The sequence below is a fragment of the Pedobacter suwonensis genome (assembly GCF_900111825.1).
In the GTDB taxonomy this organism is placed as follows: domain Bacteria; phylum Bacteroidota; class Bacteroidia; order Sphingobacteriales; family Sphingobacteriaceae; genus Pedobacter; species Pedobacter suwonensis.
In genome coordinates this window covers 102,118-117,401 of the sequence record NZ_FOJM01000002.1, presented here as the reverse complement: position 1 = coordinate 117,401, position 15,284 = coordinate 102,118, and the positions used below count along the sequence as shown (strand labels likewise).

Sequence of the window (15,284 nt, the reverse complement as noted above, 5' to 3'; positions counted from 1 at the left end):
ATATGAAATCTCTACATCGCTTGCGCCTTACACTTAACACTGTTAAACAGTTTACTAGTGTTAAGTCATTGTTAACCGTTTCGCTGCTTTCAATAATTTTATCCAGCTGTAAATCAGCTCCGGATCAGTCAGCAGCGGCACCGCCTCCGCCAGCTTTGCCGGTAAGCGCCATTAATGCCAGCACTGAAACTACTTATATTGAATACCCGGCATCTATCCAGGGTGCGGTTGATATTGATGTGCGGCCACAGGTGAGCGGTTATTTACAAAGCGTTCTGGTTAATGAGGGTGCTTATGTAACCGCGGGACAAACGCTATTTAAAATTAACGAAAACCCTTATCGCGAGGCACTAAACAACGCTAAAGCCAGTTTACATGCAGCGGAGGCAGCCATGTTAAATGCACAGTTGGAAGTGGATAAGCTAACTCCCCTAGTACAAAACAAGGTTGTGTCAGATATCCAGTTAAAAACGGCTAAAACAGCTTATAAAATTGCGCAGGCCAATGCTGAGCAGGCTAAAGCCAGTGTTGCAGCTGCAAAAATCAACTTAGGTTACACCAATGTTAAAGCTACGGTAAGCGGTTACATCGGCCGTATTCCGAAGAAACAGGGAAGTTTGGTTTCGCCAACTGATCAGGTTGCTTTAACACAATTATCTGATATCCACGAAGTACATGTTTACTTCTCACTGGGTGAAAACGACTTCAACAATTTCAACGCAAATTATCCTGGCAAAACCCCTGCCGACAGAATTAAACATTTACCGGCCGTAGAACTTTTATTGGCCGATAATTCCGCTTACCCGATTAAAGGTAAGATTGATATGATTGACGGACAGTTCGATAAAAACACGGGCGCTATTACCTTGAGGGCCAGTTTTCCGAATGCCAGCGGAACGCTTCGTTCGGGTAACACCGGCAAGATCCGTCTAGGTCTGCAGCATGATGATGCCATTTTAGTGCCGCAGGCATCGACGGTAGAAATGCAGGATAAAGTATTTGTATTTACCGTTGGCGATAGCAGCAAAGTGAAGAAACAGGCGATTACCATTGTGGGTAAAGCCGGTGAAAATTACCTGGTTAAAGAAGGCGTAAAAGTTGGCGACCAGATTGTGTTGAGCGGTGTAGATAAATTACAGGAAGGTATGGTAATCCAGCCTCAAAAAGCAGCCGATAAAGTAGCTGTGGCCAGAACAAAAAAATAATAAAATACTAAAGTTTAAGCAATCATGTTTCAAAAATTTATAGACAGACCTGTACTGTCGACCGTCATTTCCATCTTATTGGTAATAGTGGGAATACTGGGTTTAACCAAGCTGCCCTTAGAGCGCTTTCCAAATATCGCACCTCCGTCGGTATTGGTAACTGCAGTTTACCCTGGGGCCAATGCCGAAACGATTTTACGTTCGGTAACCCCATCATTGGAGGAAGCCATTAACGGTGTGGAGAATATGACCTACATGACCTCCAGTGCCAGTAATGATGGTACTTTGGCCATTACCGTTTACTTCCAGCAGGGTACCAACCCCGATCAGGCAGCAGTTAACGTACAAAACCGGGTGTCGCAGGCTACCAGTCAATTACCGGCAGAGGTGGTGCAGTATGGTATCACCACGACCAAACAGCAAAACAGCTTTATCGGTGCAATTGGTGTGTATTCTGAAGATCCAAAAAAATACGATGCTGTTTTTGTCAATAACTATGCACAGATCAATATCATTCCCGAGCTTAAACGTATCCCGGGCGTAGGTTCTGCCAGTGTATTTGGGGGGATTAAAGACTATTCGATGCGGATCTGGTTAAACCCAAGTCAATTAGCTACCTACAAAATTACGCCTAATGAGGTGATTGCCGCCATTCAGGATAAAAACCTGGAAGCGGCCCCAGGTAGGTTTGGAGAAAGAAGCAGTGAGGCCTTTGAATATATTGTTAAATATAAAGGTAAGCTGACCAAACCGGAGGAGTATCAGAATATTGCGATCCGTTCCAATTCTGATGGTTCTATATTACGCTTAAAAGATGTAGCGCGTGTAGAATTGGGTGCCTACAGTTATGGCAGTGTTAACCGTTTAAACGGACACGATGGAATTACCATCGGTGTAATTCAATTATCAGGCTCTAATGCCAACGAAATTCAGATTGCCATTGATAAACTATTGGCGAAACTATCCAAAGATTTCCCGGCCGGTATTAAATACAACCAGTTTTACCGTACCAAAACCGATCTTGATGAATCCATCAACCAGGTGGAGCATACGCTGATCGAAGCCTTTTTATTGGTATTCATCGTGGTATTTATCTTCCTTCAGGATTTCAGGTCTACCTTAATTCCGGCTATTGCAGTGCCAGTGGCTATTATCGGTACCTTCTTTTTTATGCAGCTGTTCGGTTTCTCCATTAACCTTTTAACGCTGTTTGCACTGGTACTGGCCATTGGTATCGTGGTAGATGATGCGATTGTAGTGGTGGAGGCCGTACATGCCAAAATGGAAGAAAATCCTTTGCTTAGCCCAAAAGCAGCAACTACGCAAGCCATGAATGAGATTACGGGGGCCATTATTTCCATTACACTGGTGATGGCGGCAGTATTTTTACCGGTAGGTTTTATGACTGGCTCCACAGGTATCTTCTACAAACAGTTCGCTTTAACCATGGCGATCGCGATCATTATTTCAGCAGTTAACGCTTTAACTTTGAGTCCGGCGTTGGCGGCTTTATTTTTAAAGAACAAACATGCCGAAGGTAGTCATACTGCACCTAAAAAAGGGTTCGTAGAAAAGTTTTACGCAGGCTTTAATGGTGGGTTCAATTACATGACCAACCGTTATGTCGGTGGCTTAAAAGTGTTGATCCGTAATAAGTGGATCAGCATGGCCGGGCTGGCCTTAATTGTCGCAGTTACCGTACTGTTGGTAAGCAGAACCAAAACTGGTTTTATCCCAACAGAAGACCAGGGTTTCGTGGCCATTGCGGTTTCGAGTCCGTCGGGAACTTCATTAGCCAATACCAATAAAATATTAAAGCAGGCTGAAGCCGAGTTGAGGGCAATGCCGTCGGCAAGATTCGTGATGTCGCTGGCAGGTTACAATTTCTTAACTGCATCTAACAGCCCCTCAGCCGGACAGATTTTCTTATTGTTAAAGCCAAATGAAGAAAGGGGTGCTGTAAAAAATATCGACGAGATCCAAAATATCGTAAGGGCTAAAATGGCCGCCATATCTGCAGGAACCTTCTTTGTATTCAGTTTTCCAACGGTACCAGGCTTTAGCAATGTAGAGGCCATGAATGTTATGTTACAGGATAAAACCAATGGCAAGCTGGATAAATTTAGTGGTGTGGCAAATAACTTTATAGCGAAGTTAATGGCTAAACCGGCAATTGCTTATGCCTTTACTTCTTACAAGGCTGATTATCCGCAGTTGCAATTGGATGTTAATGATGAAAAGGCCGATCAGCTGGGTGTAAGCAAAAAAGATATCTTACAAACCATGCAAACTTATTTTGGTACTGCACAGGCTTCAGATTTTAACCGCTTTGGTAAATACTACCGGGTAGTGGTGCAGGCCGATGTGGCTGACCGGACCGATCCGGCAAGTATTGACCGTGTGTTTGTGAAAAATAAAAACGGAGAAAGTGTACCTATCAATACCCTGGTAAAGCTTACCCGTGTATATGGTTCGGAAACGGCTGCACGTTATAACCTGTTTAACTCAATTGAAGTAAATGCCATCCCTAAACCAGGTTTCAGTTCCGGTGATGCGATTAAAGCGATAGAAGAAACTGCCAGAGAACAATTGCCAACCGGTTATGCTTATGAATTTTCAGGGCAAACCCGTGAGGAGATTTCTTCAGGCGGACAATCGACTGTGATCTTCCTGCTTTGTTTGGTATTTGTGTACTTCCTGTTATCGGCACAGTACGAAAGTTATATTTTACCACTGGCGGTAATCCTTTCTATTCCTACAGGTGTATTTGGCGTGTTTGTGGTTTTGGGCTTAACCGGTATCGAAAACAACATTTATGTTCAGGTAGCACTGATTATGTTGATCGGTTTGCTGGCTAAAAATGCCATCCTGATTGTAGAATTTGCCGTGCAGCGGCGAAAGGCTGGGTTGAGTTTGGTTGATGCTGCTATTGAAGCAGCAAGATTAAGGATCAGGCCAATTATTATGACCTCACTGGCCTTTGTGTTCGGTTTATTTCCGATGAGTATTGCAACGGGACCATCTGCGCAGGGTAATCATTCTATCAGTATCGGTGCGGCAGGAGGGATGGTATCGGGCGTAATTTTAGGCTTGTTCATCATTCCGGTACTTTTTGTCATCTTCCAGGCTTTACAGGAAAAATTATCAAAAAAATCTTCAAATGAGGTTGTTCGCCACCATGAAGAACCTATAAATCATACAGTTTATGAAACGGTTTAATATCATTACCATTTTGCTCCTGGCTTTAATCTGGAGTGGATGTTCAGTTTCGAAAAATACAGCACTGCCCAATATTGCACCCGGATTTTTCAGAAATAATTCATCAACAGACTCTTCAAGCATTGGCACAATGCCACTGAAAAGTTTTATCAGCGACCTTACCGTCCAAAATTTAATTGATACGGCTTTGGTTAAAAATTATGATATGCAAATGGCATTGAAAAATATCGATGCTGCTGAAATATTGTTCAAACAATCGAAACTGGGTTATTTACCTGAACTGAAACTACAGGTATCGGCGAATTCGAGCCGTCCGAGTGATAATAGTTTAAACGGATTAAGCCTGAACCAGTTTACAGGTTCCACACACATTGAAGATTATAACGCGAACCTGGGTGTGGTTTGGGAGGCCGATATCTGGGGTAAAATCCGCAATCAAAAAGCTGGTGCTTTAGCCAGTTTTTTGCAGACCGAGGAGGCACGTAAAGCCGTTCAAACCCGTTTGGTGGCTAATGTTGCACAGGGCTATTACAATTTGTTGATGCTTGATGCGCAGTTGGAAATTGCCAGAAAGAATTTGAAATTGAACGATAGTACCTTACGAATCATTAATTTACAGTTCGACGCCGGTCAGGTTACCTCATTGGCGATACAACAGGCGCAGGCACAACAGCTGGTTGCTGCACAGTTGGTTCCCCGCTTAGAGCAAAATGTAACCTTACAGGAAAATGCTTTAAGTATACTGATTGGTACGTTGCCTAAAGCGATTAACCGCGAGAGTCGTTTGGATCAGATGAATATCCCACAAAATCTGAATGCTGGTTTTCCATCAGCTATGTTGAGCCGCCGGCCCGATATCAAAAGTGCAGAGCTGGCGTTGACCGTTGCCAATGCGAGGGTGGGCGTAGCCAAAGCAAGCTTGTATCCATCATTGGTAATTACCGCGAGCGGAGGGATTAACTCCTTTAAAGCAAGCAACTGGTTTAATGTACCGGCATCTTTATTCGGCCTGGTAGGGGCAGGCATTACCCAGCCCATTTTTCAACGCGGACAGTTAAAAAGCAATTTGGAACTGGCTAAAATAGACCGGGAGAAAACAGTGATCCAGTTTCGCCAGTCGGTCTTAAACGCTGTTGGCGAAGTATCTGATGAATTAACGAAAGTAGAGAAGTTAAAAACACAATACAGTATTGCTGAAAAACGCACACAAACTTTGCAACAAGCGTCACGCAATGCCAATCTCTTGTTTAAAAGCGGTATGGCTAATTACCTGGAGGTCATTACCGCACAAGGCAATTTATTGCAGAGCGAACTGGAATTAACCACCATTAAAACAGAACAGCTTAATGCAGTGGTAGGCTTGTACCGGTCTTTAGGCGGCGGTTGGAATTAATTGAAATATCTAAACTTATAAGGTCTTGAAGACCTTATAAGTTTGTGTATAAATTTAAGCACCAGGAACGCGATGTTCCTGGTGCTTTTTTTTCAATCTAGTCGTCGTAATACAAATTTTGTTTGGTATACCGCCAAAATTTTACAACAAAGCCCTGTCTAAATGCACATAACCACCATCTACATGGATCAGTTGGCCTGTGGTATGACTGGATTTATCTGATAATAAAAATATGGCAGTATTTGCAATTTCCTCCACAGTGGTCATCCGGTTTTCGAAGGGGATTTTATCGGTGATGTTTTTAAGTTTTGCATCCCGGTCTTCAAAAGAATTAATCCATTTTTCGTATAGTGGCGTCCAGGCTTCGGCAACAATAATAGCATTTACACGGATACTAAAGGGTAGTAATTCCACGGCCCATTCGCGTGTTAAAGCATTTCTGGCACCATTGGATGCTGCATAACCAGAAGTTCCACCTTGCCCCGTTTCTGCTGTTTTACTCCCGATATTTAAAATTGAACCTTTACTTTGCTTCAGTGCTGGCAGGGCATATTTTGCCAAAAGATAATAATGTACCACGTTTTTATGAAGCGATTCGATAAAGCCTTCGTATGTACCACTCTCCAGGCCTACACCATCATTCACACCTGCGTTGTTTACTAAGCCATCAATTCTGCCATACCTGGTTAATACAGCGTCAATAATGTTTTTACAATGTTCTGGTAGTGTGAGTTCAGCCGTGAAATAATCAGCTTTTAAGCCTAGATCTGTAATTTCCTTAAGCAGTTTTACATTATCGCTTTCATTGCGGCCAATAATGATCGGCAAAGCATGTTCAATAGCCAGAGCTTTAACAATTGCGCAACCAATGCCTTTGGCTCCACCACTTACCAGAATTATTTTGTCGTTTAAATTTAAATTCATATTCGGTTATCTTTTCTTTTATTATTTGATCATTGAGCATAGCGTTTTTTGTAGAGGGGATCGTGGTGGACTTGGTTGTTTTAGATTTCCCCCGTACGTTTTACGCTATTGATAGCTTAGGGAGGTAAGGATGTTTCTATTATTAAACATTCCATCTCACATCTTCCATCTGACATTTCACCTCTCATTATAAGCTAACTCCTCTTTTCCATGGAATAAAGTCATCCTGGTTGAGCTGTACGGCTTTTGGTATTTCCTCTCCACTGGCAACTTTAATACAGTATTCCAATATATCTTCGCCCATTTCGCTAATGGTTTTTTCCCCGTTAATTACAGGTCCGGTATCGATATCAATGAGATCACTCATACGTTTGGCCAGAACGGAATTGGTAGCGACTTTAATGGTCGGGCAAACGGGGTTTCCTGTTGGTGTGCCTAAGCCTGTGGTAAATAAGATTAACGTTGCTCCTGCAGCGGCTTTACCCGTAGTGGCTTCAACATCATTTCCCGGCGTACATACTAAACTTAAGCCAGGTTTAGTTGCGGGTTCGGTATAATCTAAAACATCAACAATCGGTGCGGAACCAGCTTTACGGGCAGCACCTGCTGATTTGATGGCATCGGTAATCAAACCATCTTTAATATTGCCCGGAGAAGGATTCATGTAAAAACCAGATCCAACTTTATGCGCCAGATCGTCATACTCCGTCATTAAACGGATAAATTTTTCGGCAATTGACTGTTCAACACACCTATCGATCATTTCCTGTTCTACACCACAAAGTTCGGGGAACTCTGCCAATAAAACCCTGGCCCCCAATGCTACCAATAAATCAGCGCAATAACCAACTGCCGGATTTGCAGAAATACCGCTAAACCCATCACTGCCACCACATTTCACTCCCATACACAACTTGCTGAGTGGTGCTGCTTCGCGCTTTTGTTTGTTGATCAACATTAAACCTTCAAACGTACTGCGAATGGCGTTTTGGATCAGCTGTTCTTCGCTTTGTGCTTTTTGCTGCTCGAAAATTAAAAGCGGTTTATCGAAATCCGGGTTCAATGCAAAAAGATCGCGTTTAAAATCTGCTACCTGCAAATGCTGGCAGCCTAAACTTAAAACGGTTATTCCGGCTACATTCGGGTGATGAGCATAGGCGGCCAATAATTTGCTTAGCGTATCCGCATCCTGTCGTGTTCCGCCACAGCCACCATTATGCGTGAGGAATTTAATGCCATCCACATTTTTAAAAGTCCGGTTTGTGTGATTTACCTTAGGCTCAAAACTAATGGTATTAATGTCTTCTCCCTTTTCAAAAGCCTGAACCAGTTTATGGGTATAAGATTTATATTTATCATCTACAGCATACCCCAATTCACTGTAAAGCGATTCCTTAATGATATCCAGGTTTCTGTTTTCACAAAAAACAGTAGGGATAAACAACCAATAGTTTGCAGTGCCCACTTCACCATTTTTACGGTGATAACCGTTAAAGCTGCGGTTGGCATATTTAAGCACATCAGGGGCTTCCCATTTGTAATGAGTATGGCGATACGCAAATGGCTCTGCAGCGTGTTTGGTGTTATCAACATTCATCCGCATGCCCGCTTTTACATCAAACTGTACTTTTCCAACCAAAACGCCATACATCATTACTTCATCACCGGTTTTCATATCCTGCATAAAAAATTTATGTTTGGCCGGGATTTCATCAACAGTAACATAAGTATTTCCATCATGCAATATTGAAGTGCCTGCCGGCAAATCCTGTAACGCAACTAAAACGTTATCCGCATTGTTAATCTTGATGACTAATTTTTTCATTGTCAATTTATACTTCTAAACTTATTTCTTTTTCGATATGATCAGGTTTCCATCCTTTCCAGCCAAAGTAAAGGACTACAAGGAAGCATACAAAAGGTACCAGGTAGCCATACTGGATGTTGTGGGTAGCATCTGATATAAGGCCCAAAACCGGAGGCAGAAATGCACCGCCTACAATAGACATTACAATTAAAGAGGAACCCAGTTTGGTGTCTTTACCCAGCCCGGCTATGCCTAATGAGAATATGGTCGGGAACATGATCGACATAAAAAAGGCAACACCGATTAAGGCGTAAACGGTAATCATTCCGCTTCCCAGAATAGATACAAGGGTAAGTACTGCACTGATTAACGCATACAGCATTAATAATTTATTTGGTGCTACAAACTTCATAAAAATGGTGCCTACAAATCTGCCGATCATAAAAGCTAAACCCGCTGCACCAGCGTACCATTTTGCTTCATCCAGACTTATACTTGCTGATGAAGTTACGAAGCTGATGAATAAACTTAATATGCAAACCTGGGCGCCTACATAGAAAAACTGACCAATAATTGCCCATCGTAAATGGCTATGGCCTAATACATGGCGGAAAGTGCTTTTTTCCTCGATGTTTTCTTCTTCCTTGATATCGGGCAGTTTGGTAAAAATGAATAGGATTGCAACGACAATGATCAGGATGCCTAAAATTAAATACGGGGCTTTTACGGTCGATGCTTCTTCGAGCATATAAGCCTGTTTTTCCAAAGGAAGCATTTTTGCCGGTTGGGCATCAGTATATTTTACTTCCGTGAAAATAAATTTACCTCCAAGTACCGGGGCTAAAAAGGCTGCAAACCCGTTAAAGGATTGAGAGAAATTTAAGCGTTGTGTAGCGGTTTCAGGCGGTCCGAGCACAGTAACATAAGGATTTGCCGCCGTTTCCAGAAATGTTAAGCCGCAGGCGATAATAAAAAGTGCGCCTAAGAAAAAGATATATTGTGCGGTATTGGCGGCAGGTATAAAGAGTAGACAGCCAATGGCAAATAAAACGAGTCCCAAAATAATACCGCTTTTATAGCCGTATTTGCGCATAACATAGCCTGCTGGCAGTGCCAGTAAAAAGTAAGCAATAAAAACAGATGAATCGACCAGGGTGGATTCAAAAACATTCAGATGAAACGCTTTGCGCAGATGTGGAATCAATATCGGATCGAGATTGTGGACAAAGCCCCAGAAGAAAAACAAGCTGGTAACTAAAATTAACGGAAATAGGTATCCCTTTCCGTTTTTTGGTTGGTTGGATACTTTAAAGTTTGTGGATGGATTTTGGCTCATGTTTATTTGGTTATAAAGGATTTAAACAGGTTAACGCTAAAATTAAAATAATAATAGTTTGAACCGCTGAAAATTTTGATTATCAAGTCTCAATCTTAGGCAGATACGGTGAAACCAAGACCTGCTTTTCCAACCACTTTGATGCGGCAATGGCAACTTTGGGAAGCAATTGGTCTATATAACAGGAAATAAATAATCCAATTTTCATAAGATGTTTCGGGTGAGTTGCAGTTATACAAATTAAGCCCTTCAGCGTTAATAAAAATTTAACTTTATCATCTAATTATTAAATGATATTAGCTTGATTTTTTACATTGCGAATTTATTTTGCATATTAGATTGATTTTTTAAGATTTTATGAAACCGCATTTACTTAATGTATCTACCAATTCTGTGGATTCTTTTAGCGCCCGAAGAGATGTTATGCCTGATGTAAACAACCGCTGGCATTACCATTCAGCGCTGGAATTGATTTACATTAAAAAAGGAAGAGGTACGCAGTTTATTGGCGATAGCATCAAAAATTTTAAGGAGGGGGATGTGGTTTTACTCGGGAGCAACCTGCCGCATTACTGGCGTTTTGATCCGGAGTTTTTTGATGAAAATGTTTGTGAACCGGTTGACGTTTATGTAATCCATTTTAAAGAAGATTTTTTAGGAAGAGATTTTTTGGATCTTCCCGAAAACCAGGAAATTAAAAAGATTTTGATGCAATCAACGCAGGGCATTCAGCTGGAAGGAGTTTCGAAAGAAAAAATCGCTTATTTAATGCCACAGATTATCGAAGCAAAAGGCACCATGCGGATTATCAGAATACTCGAAGTATTAACAGAAATAGCCCATTGCGGAGAAAGAAACACGTTGGTCTCGCTGGGCTTTAAGCCCAACTTTCTGGAGAACGAAAAAGACCGGATCCAATCTATTTACAATTATACCATCAGCAATTACAAGAATAAGATCGAACTAAAGGAAATTGCTGCAGTAGCTAAAATTAGCCCCAATTCGTTCTGTAAATTCTTTAAAACCAAAAGCAGAAAAACCTACACGCAGTTTCTGAATGAAATCAGGGTGGGGCAGGCCTGTAAATTATTGATTGAAAACAACTTAACCGTGAAAGAAATCTGTTACGATTGCGGGTTTTACAATTTCACCAGTTTTCACAAATATTTCAGGGAAATAACGGGCAAAACCCCATTAAAATACCAGCAAGCTTTTTCTAAGCAATAACACCTTTTCATAAAGTTCTGTTTTTAATTTTAAACCCTATCCGGAACTATTAAATATGAAAAGAGAATCATATCACTCAATACTGAAATAACACTTTTGCCTTTGATTGACATCCAGGCAACTGCATATTACAGTTCATTGCTTAAACGGAGTGGCATTTTATAGCTTAAAATATGGAGACGTTAATTTTGATGACGGGAAAAGGCTAGTTAAAATTTTTCATCATCGCTAGGGATTTGCTCAGCGGAGAAATAGCAGTACAACATCAATCCAAAAGAAAGAATATAAAATGCTGCCGTAATTAAAAGGAATGTGGTCATAACATGTATTATTTGGTTAGTGTAATTCAAACGTTAAGTTATCCTTAATATGATAGGATGCTGAATTTATTCTGTGTTATTTATCAACATAATAGATTTTTTATGTTGAAAACTATTTTATTAGTTTATTTATATTTGATTATTGTCAGTTATCGCGCTTATTTAGGTTGAAATTTATCGCGATATTGTGTTGGTGTCATTCCTACCGATTTTCTGAATACTTTTCTGAATGCTTTAGGATCATTGTATCCTGAGTTGTAAATAACTTCTGTCATCTGCTGTGCAGTTTGCTCCAATAATTTTTTTGCGGCTTCGATCCGCGTTTGCTGAAGATACTCAATAGGAGTCATCCCGGTTACCTGCTTAAACCGGCGTACAATATTTCTTCTGCTCGAAGGAATATCTTTAATCATCTCTTCAATCGTAGCTAAATCCTGATAATTATTTTCGATTTTCTCCTGAGCAGAAGCAACTATATCATCATTATGGTGGCGGATAGGCTGAAAGGTACTAAAATAAGACTGGTTTACGCGATCCATGTCAATGGCGAAAATTTTAGCCACCTTAATAGCCATATCTTTTCCGCAATGGAGCTGTAAAAGATGTAACAACAAATGGAAGGTTGAGGTAGCGCCGCCGCTTGTAAATAACCTGCCATCTTGGGTTACCGTTTTATCAGCCTTCAAATGCACCAGCGGGAATGCCGTAGAAAAAGCAGAACATGCATCAACATGTGTGGTTGCGGCTCTACCATCCAACAGTCCTGATGCAGCGACTAAAAATGCACCAGTACAAAAGGTAGCAATTTCAGCTCCTGCCGCATGCTGTTTATTTAGCCATGGGATATAGCCGCTATTTGCGCCAATGCAGTCTTTTATATCAAGGCTTGCAAATGATGGAACCAAAATCAGTTCAAATTGCCCAGCATTTTGTAAGGATATGCAGGGATGTGCGCTAAAATTATAATTTTTATCATCAATGGTAATTAAACTCATGCTAAATGGAACTTCAAGTCCATCTTTTGTGTAAAAACCATTTACCGTATCAAATACATCCAGAATTGCCGCGAGGCTTAATAATCTGAAATTTTGCGGCATCAAAACACCTACATTTATCATTTGGTTAAAAATTTTGGGTATCATAAATATATGAAAATTGTCTGAAATGCCCCTCAAGATTGACTTTTACGGCACGGGTAGGCATCAATATTTAGCCATAACTTTATTCTTATACTAACCACCTGATAAAATGATATGAAACTTAAACCAACCAGTGGCAGGATGTACGGCTTAGTTGTACTGTACGAAATGCAGACAGATTTTTTATTGAAGGCTTTAGATGGGATAGACCAAAAAGATGCGCAAAAAAGATTGGATACCAAGGCTAACCACGTTGCCTGGATTACCGGTAGTATGGTGCAGGGAAGGTATTTCCTGGCTAAGTTGTTTGGTATTGATCTGCCATCTGTCACAGATGAACTTTTTGCTCATAATAAGGGGATTATTGATGATGCGGTTTATCCGCCACTTGCCGCTTTTATAAAAGACTGGGAAGAAATTTCTCCAAAGTTGCAGGAAGCCTTAATACGGGCTACGGATGAAAAGCTTGAAGAGAAACTCAGCATGCCAGGGATGAAAATTACCCTTTTCGAAATGATCAGTTTCAACACCTATAGGGATGCAAACTGTATTGGTCAAATTGCCCTGTGGCGTAGATTATTGGGCTATCCGGGAATGAATTATAGCTAAATTATGGAAAAAGTAATTAACGAAGCCAATGAAACCTTATTGGCGTTGGAAAATGAGCTCTCAAAATTTGATGCCTCGTTATTGAATAAAGTGCCTTTTGACGGCAGCTGGACCGCAGGGCAACTGGCTGAGCACCTGGTGTTGTCGAATGCGGGCTTTCTAGAGGTGATTAATGGTCCTTTTATGGAGACAGATAAACCAGCTGATTTATTGGTAGAAACCATTAAAAAAGATTTTTTAAATTTTAACGTAAAATACAATTCACCTGAAGAAATTTACCCTGAACACAAAGCCTACAATCCATCTGAATTATCGGGGAATTTAAAGCTGATCAGGATGGGGATCTCAGAGGCGGCAGGCAACCTGGATTTAACTAAAACCTGTAGCGCTTATAAACTGCCTGGTTATGGTTTTCTTACCCGTTTGGAGGCTGTTTATTTTGTTATTTATCATACGCAGCGGCATATTTACCAATTAAAGAATATCTATAACAGCTTAGACAGCAATTGACTTTAACTAAATTTATGAGGAACAAAAGTCTTGATTTACTCAATCCATACATCGGTAAATGGAAAACAGAAGGTTTAACGATGTTGGGTGATATAATTACCGGAACAGATACTTACGAGTGGGTTGATGGTGGGTTTTTCTTAAAACATCAGGTTGATCTTATGCGCGGTGATAAAACGATCCGATCGCTTGAAATTACACATTACGATGATATGGAAGAGGTGTTCCGCTCACAATCTTTCGATAATGAGGGATGTATTTCAATATCTACCCTTAAAATTTACGATGATATCATTTTAATATTTGCTGATAACGAAAGATTTAAAGGAAATTTTAAAACCAACACCATCGAAGGCACGTGGGAGCAATTTGATGGTAAAAACTGGGTACAGTGGATGGATATAAAATTGACGAGGATTTACTTGTAACGTCTTGCTGAACTTATTTCAGTATATTGACTAAATAGATCCTGAAACAAGTTCAGGATAACCACCGTTCGTCACAAGAACATAATAGCAAACAAATTATAACAAACCCTAAAAGGATTAAAACAACAAAAAAAATGGCAACACTCAACATGTACTTAAATTTTAACGGGAACACCGAAGAAGCATTCAATTTTTACAAATCAGTATTTGGCGGAGAATTTTTGGCAGTGCAACGTTATAAAGATTCGCCAGGCTGCGAAGGCATGTCTGTGAGCGATCAGGAAAAATTGATGCACATTGCTTTGCCGGTTGGCAGCAACATTTTAATGGGTACTGATATAACCAGTCCGATGCCGCCTGCAACGTTTGGTACGGGTATCTCACTTTCAGTTGACGCCACCAGCGAAGACGAAGCCAAACGCTTATTTGACAGCCTCTCAGCAGGGGGGACAGTAACCATGGCCTTAGAAAAAACTTTTTGGAATGCACTTTTCGGTATGACTACCGATAAATTCGGCATTCAGTGGATGGTGAATTATGATTATAAGTAGGAGGGGAAGTCTGGAGTCCGTAGTCGTGAGTCCTTAGTCCAGGATTTGCAATATAAATAGGCAGTTTAAAATTCTGCATCTATTACCAGTTAGTTCAATGTTTAATCACCAATAAACTAATGACTAATGAACTAATGACCAATGAACTAATAACCAGTGAACTAATGACCAATTGAACAAATAAATTTTATTATTTTTAAATATAAAACCAAAAATTAAACCATATGAAAATTGCAGTAATTGTTGTGCGCGTGCTTTTGGCCGCTATGTATATTTATGCTTCGGTGATATTTTTCTTTAATTTAATGCCTAAAGAGATGCCGGCAATGTCGGCGGCTCAAACCACATTTATGTCAGGAGTAATGGCATCTGTTTATTTAATGCCCTTAATTAAAGCTACAGAGTTAATAGGCGGAATATTATTGCTGGTTAACCGCACCGCGCCATTGGCAGCAGTGCTCATTTTTCCGGTTACACTGAACATTTTCCTGTACCATGCTTTTTTAGGTCCGAAAGATTTACCTATGGTCAGCGCAATGCTTTTATTAAATTTATTCCTCTTTTATGCTTATCGCGCCAGGTATCTGCCCATCGTTTCAAAGTAATTTTTAAGGTT

13 protein-coding genes are annotated in these 15,284 nt (G+C 40.6%); 9 read left to right on the top strand and 4 right to left on the bottom strand.

Translation table 11 applies throughout. The annotated features are described in order from the left end of the window. Window positions 1-2 precede the first annotated feature (2 nt). The 3 genes from BM107_RS03125 to BM107_RS03115 are packed head-to-tail and all read left to right on the top strand — an operon-like array spanning window position 3 to window position 5,817. Window positions 3-1,205, top strand: coding sequence for an efflux RND transporter periplasmic adaptor subunit (locus BM107_RS03125; protein WP_090980195.1), 1,203 nt, complete (start codon window positions 3-5; stop codon window positions 1,203-1,205). 24 nt (window positions 1,206-1,229) lie between these two features. After that, the gene (locus BM107_RS03120) at window positions 1,230-4,424 is read left to right on the top strand and encodes an efflux RND transporter permease subunit (RefSeq protein WP_090980194.1); all 3,195 of its coding nucleotides are present in this window, start codon (window positions 1,230-1,232) and stop codon (window positions 4,422-4,424) included. Further along, the gene (locus BM107_RS03115) at window positions 4,411-5,817 is read left to right on the top strand and encodes a TolC family protein (protein WP_090980191.1); all 1,407 of its coding nucleotides are present in this window, start codon (window positions 4,411-4,413) and stop codon (window positions 5,815-5,817) included. Before BM107_RS03120 ends, BM107_RS03115 begins: the two co-directional genes overlap by 14 nt. A gap of 141 nt (window positions 5,818-5,958) precedes the next feature. Here BM107_RS03115 and BM107_RS03110 read toward each other — a convergent pair whose 3' ends face one another. The 3 genes from BM107_RS03110 to fucP form a co-directional block, all read right to left on the bottom strand. After that, window positions 5,959-6,741, bottom strand: coding sequence for an L-fucose dehydrogenase (locus BM107_RS03110; RefSeq protein WP_090980189.1), 783 nt, complete (start codon window positions 6,739-6,741; stop codon window positions 5,959-5,961). Between the two features lie 187 nt (window positions 6,742-6,928). After that, window positions 6,929-8,566, bottom strand: coding sequence for a UxaA family hydrolase (locus BM107_RS03105; protein ID WP_090980188.1), 1,638 nt, complete (start codon window positions 8,564-8,566; stop codon window positions 6,929-6,931). Window positions 8,567-8,573: 7 nt separating this feature from the next. Further along, entirely contained in the window at window positions 8,574-9,884 is a 1,311-nt protein-coding gene (gene fucP / locus BM107_RS03100) for an L-fucose:H+ symporter permease (RefSeq protein WP_090980186.1), read from the bottom strand. 357 nt (window positions 9,885-10,241) lie between these two features. On the opposite strand from fucP, the gene BM107_RS03095 reads away from it, so the two are divergent. Further along, window positions 10,242-11,111: an AraC family transcriptional regulator gene (locus BM107_RS03095; protein ID WP_090980185.1), complete on the top strand. Its 870-nt coding sequence runs from the start codon at window positions 10,242-10,244 to the stop codon at window positions 11,109-11,111. Between the two features lie 478 nt (window positions 11,112-11,589). Here the strand turns inward: BM107_RS03095 and BM107_RS03090 are convergent, their stop codons facing one another. Then, window positions 11,590-12,549 (bottom strand): GlxA family transcriptional regulator, encoded by a 960-nt coding sequence (locus tag BM107_RS03090; protein ID WP_090980696.1) that lies wholly within the window; start codon window positions 12,547-12,549, stop codon window positions 11,590-11,592. Between the two features lie 135 nt (window positions 12,550-12,684). On the opposite strand from BM107_RS03090, the gene BM107_RS03085 reads away from it, so the two are divergent. The 5 genes from BM107_RS03085 (at window position 12,685) to BM107_RS03065 (ending at window position 15,273) form a co-directional block, all read left to right on the top strand. Continuing rightward, window positions 12,685-13,179, top strand: coding sequence for a DinB family protein (locus BM107_RS03085; RefSeq protein ID WP_090980184.1), 495 nt, complete (start codon window positions 12,685-12,687; stop codon window positions 13,177-13,179). A 3-nt stretch (window positions 13,180-13,182) separates the two neighbouring features. Continuing rightward, a complete protein-coding gene (locus tag BM107_RS03080) occupies window positions 13,183-13,689 on the top strand; it encodes a DinB family protein (RefSeq protein WP_090980183.1) in 507 nt (168 codons plus the stop codon). 14 nt (window positions 13,690-13,703) lie between these two features. Next, the gene (locus BM107_RS03075) at window positions 13,704-14,117 is read left to right on the top strand and encodes a hypothetical protein (RefSeq protein ID WP_090980181.1); all 414 of its coding nucleotides are present in this window, start codon (window positions 13,704-13,706) and stop codon (window positions 14,115-14,117) included. 134 nt (window positions 14,118-14,251) lie between these two features. Continuing rightward, window positions 14,252-14,668 carry a VOC family protein gene (locus BM107_RS03070; RefSeq protein ID WP_090980179.1) on the top strand — a complete coding sequence of 139 codons (417 nt, stop codon included), beginning with the start codon at window positions 14,252-14,254 and terminating at the stop codon, window positions 14,666-14,668. A 224-nt stretch (window positions 14,669-14,892) separates the two neighbouring features. Then, a complete protein-coding gene (locus BM107_RS03065; RefSeq protein ID WP_090980177.1) occupies window positions 14,893-15,273 on the top strand; it encodes a DoxX family membrane protein in 381 nt (126 codons plus the stop codon). Window positions 15,274-15,284: the final 11 nt, after the last annotated feature.

Coding starts and splice junctions, on each gene's coding strand:
- BM107_RS03095 (WP_090980185.1), top strand. CDS start 10,242: ATGAAACCGCATTTACTTAATGTATCTACCAATTCTGTGGATTCTTTT.
- BM107_RS03090 (WP_090980696.1), bottom strand. CDS start 12,549: ATGATAAATGTAGGTGTTTTGATGCCGCAAAATTTCAGATTATTAAGC.
- BM107_RS03120 (WP_090980194.1), top strand. CDS start 1,230: ATGTTTCAAAAATTTATAGACAGACCTGTACTGTCGACCGTCATTTCC.
- fucP (WP_090980186.1), bottom strand. CDS start 9,884: ATGAGCCAAAATCCATCCACAAACTTTAAAGTATCCAACCAACCAAAA.
- BM107_RS03125 (WP_090980195.1), top strand. CDS start 3: ATGAAATCTCTACATCGCTTGCGCCTTACACTTAACACTGTTAAACAG.
- BM107_RS03065 (WP_090980177.1), top strand. CDS start 14,893: ATGAAAATTGCAGTAATTGTTGTGCGCGTGCTTTTGGCCGCTATGTAT.
- BM107_RS03110 (WP_090980189.1), bottom strand. CDS start 6,741: ATGAATTTAAATTTAAACGACAAAATAATTCTGGTAAGTGGTGGAGCC.
- BM107_RS03085 (WP_090980184.1), top strand. CDS start 12,685: ATGAAACTTAAACCAACCAGTGGCAGGATGTACGGCTTAGTTGTACTG.
- BM107_RS03105 (WP_090980188.1), bottom strand. CDS start 8,566: ATGAAAAAATTAGTCATCAAGATTAACAATGCGGATAACGTTTTAGTT.
- BM107_RS03070 (WP_090980179.1), top strand. CDS start 14,252: ATGGCAACACTCAACATGTACTTAAATTTTAACGGGAACACCGAAGAA.
- BM107_RS03080 (WP_090980183.1), top strand. CDS start 13,183: ATGGAAAAAGTAATTAACGAAGCCAATGAAACCTTATTGGCGTTGGAA.
- BM107_RS03115 (WP_090980191.1), top strand. CDS start 4,411: ATGAAACGGTTTAATATCATTACCATTTTGCTCCTGGCTTTAATCTGG.
- BM107_RS03075 (WP_090980181.1), top strand. CDS start 13,704: ATGAGGAACAAAAGTCTTGATTTACTCAATCCATACATCGGTAAATGG.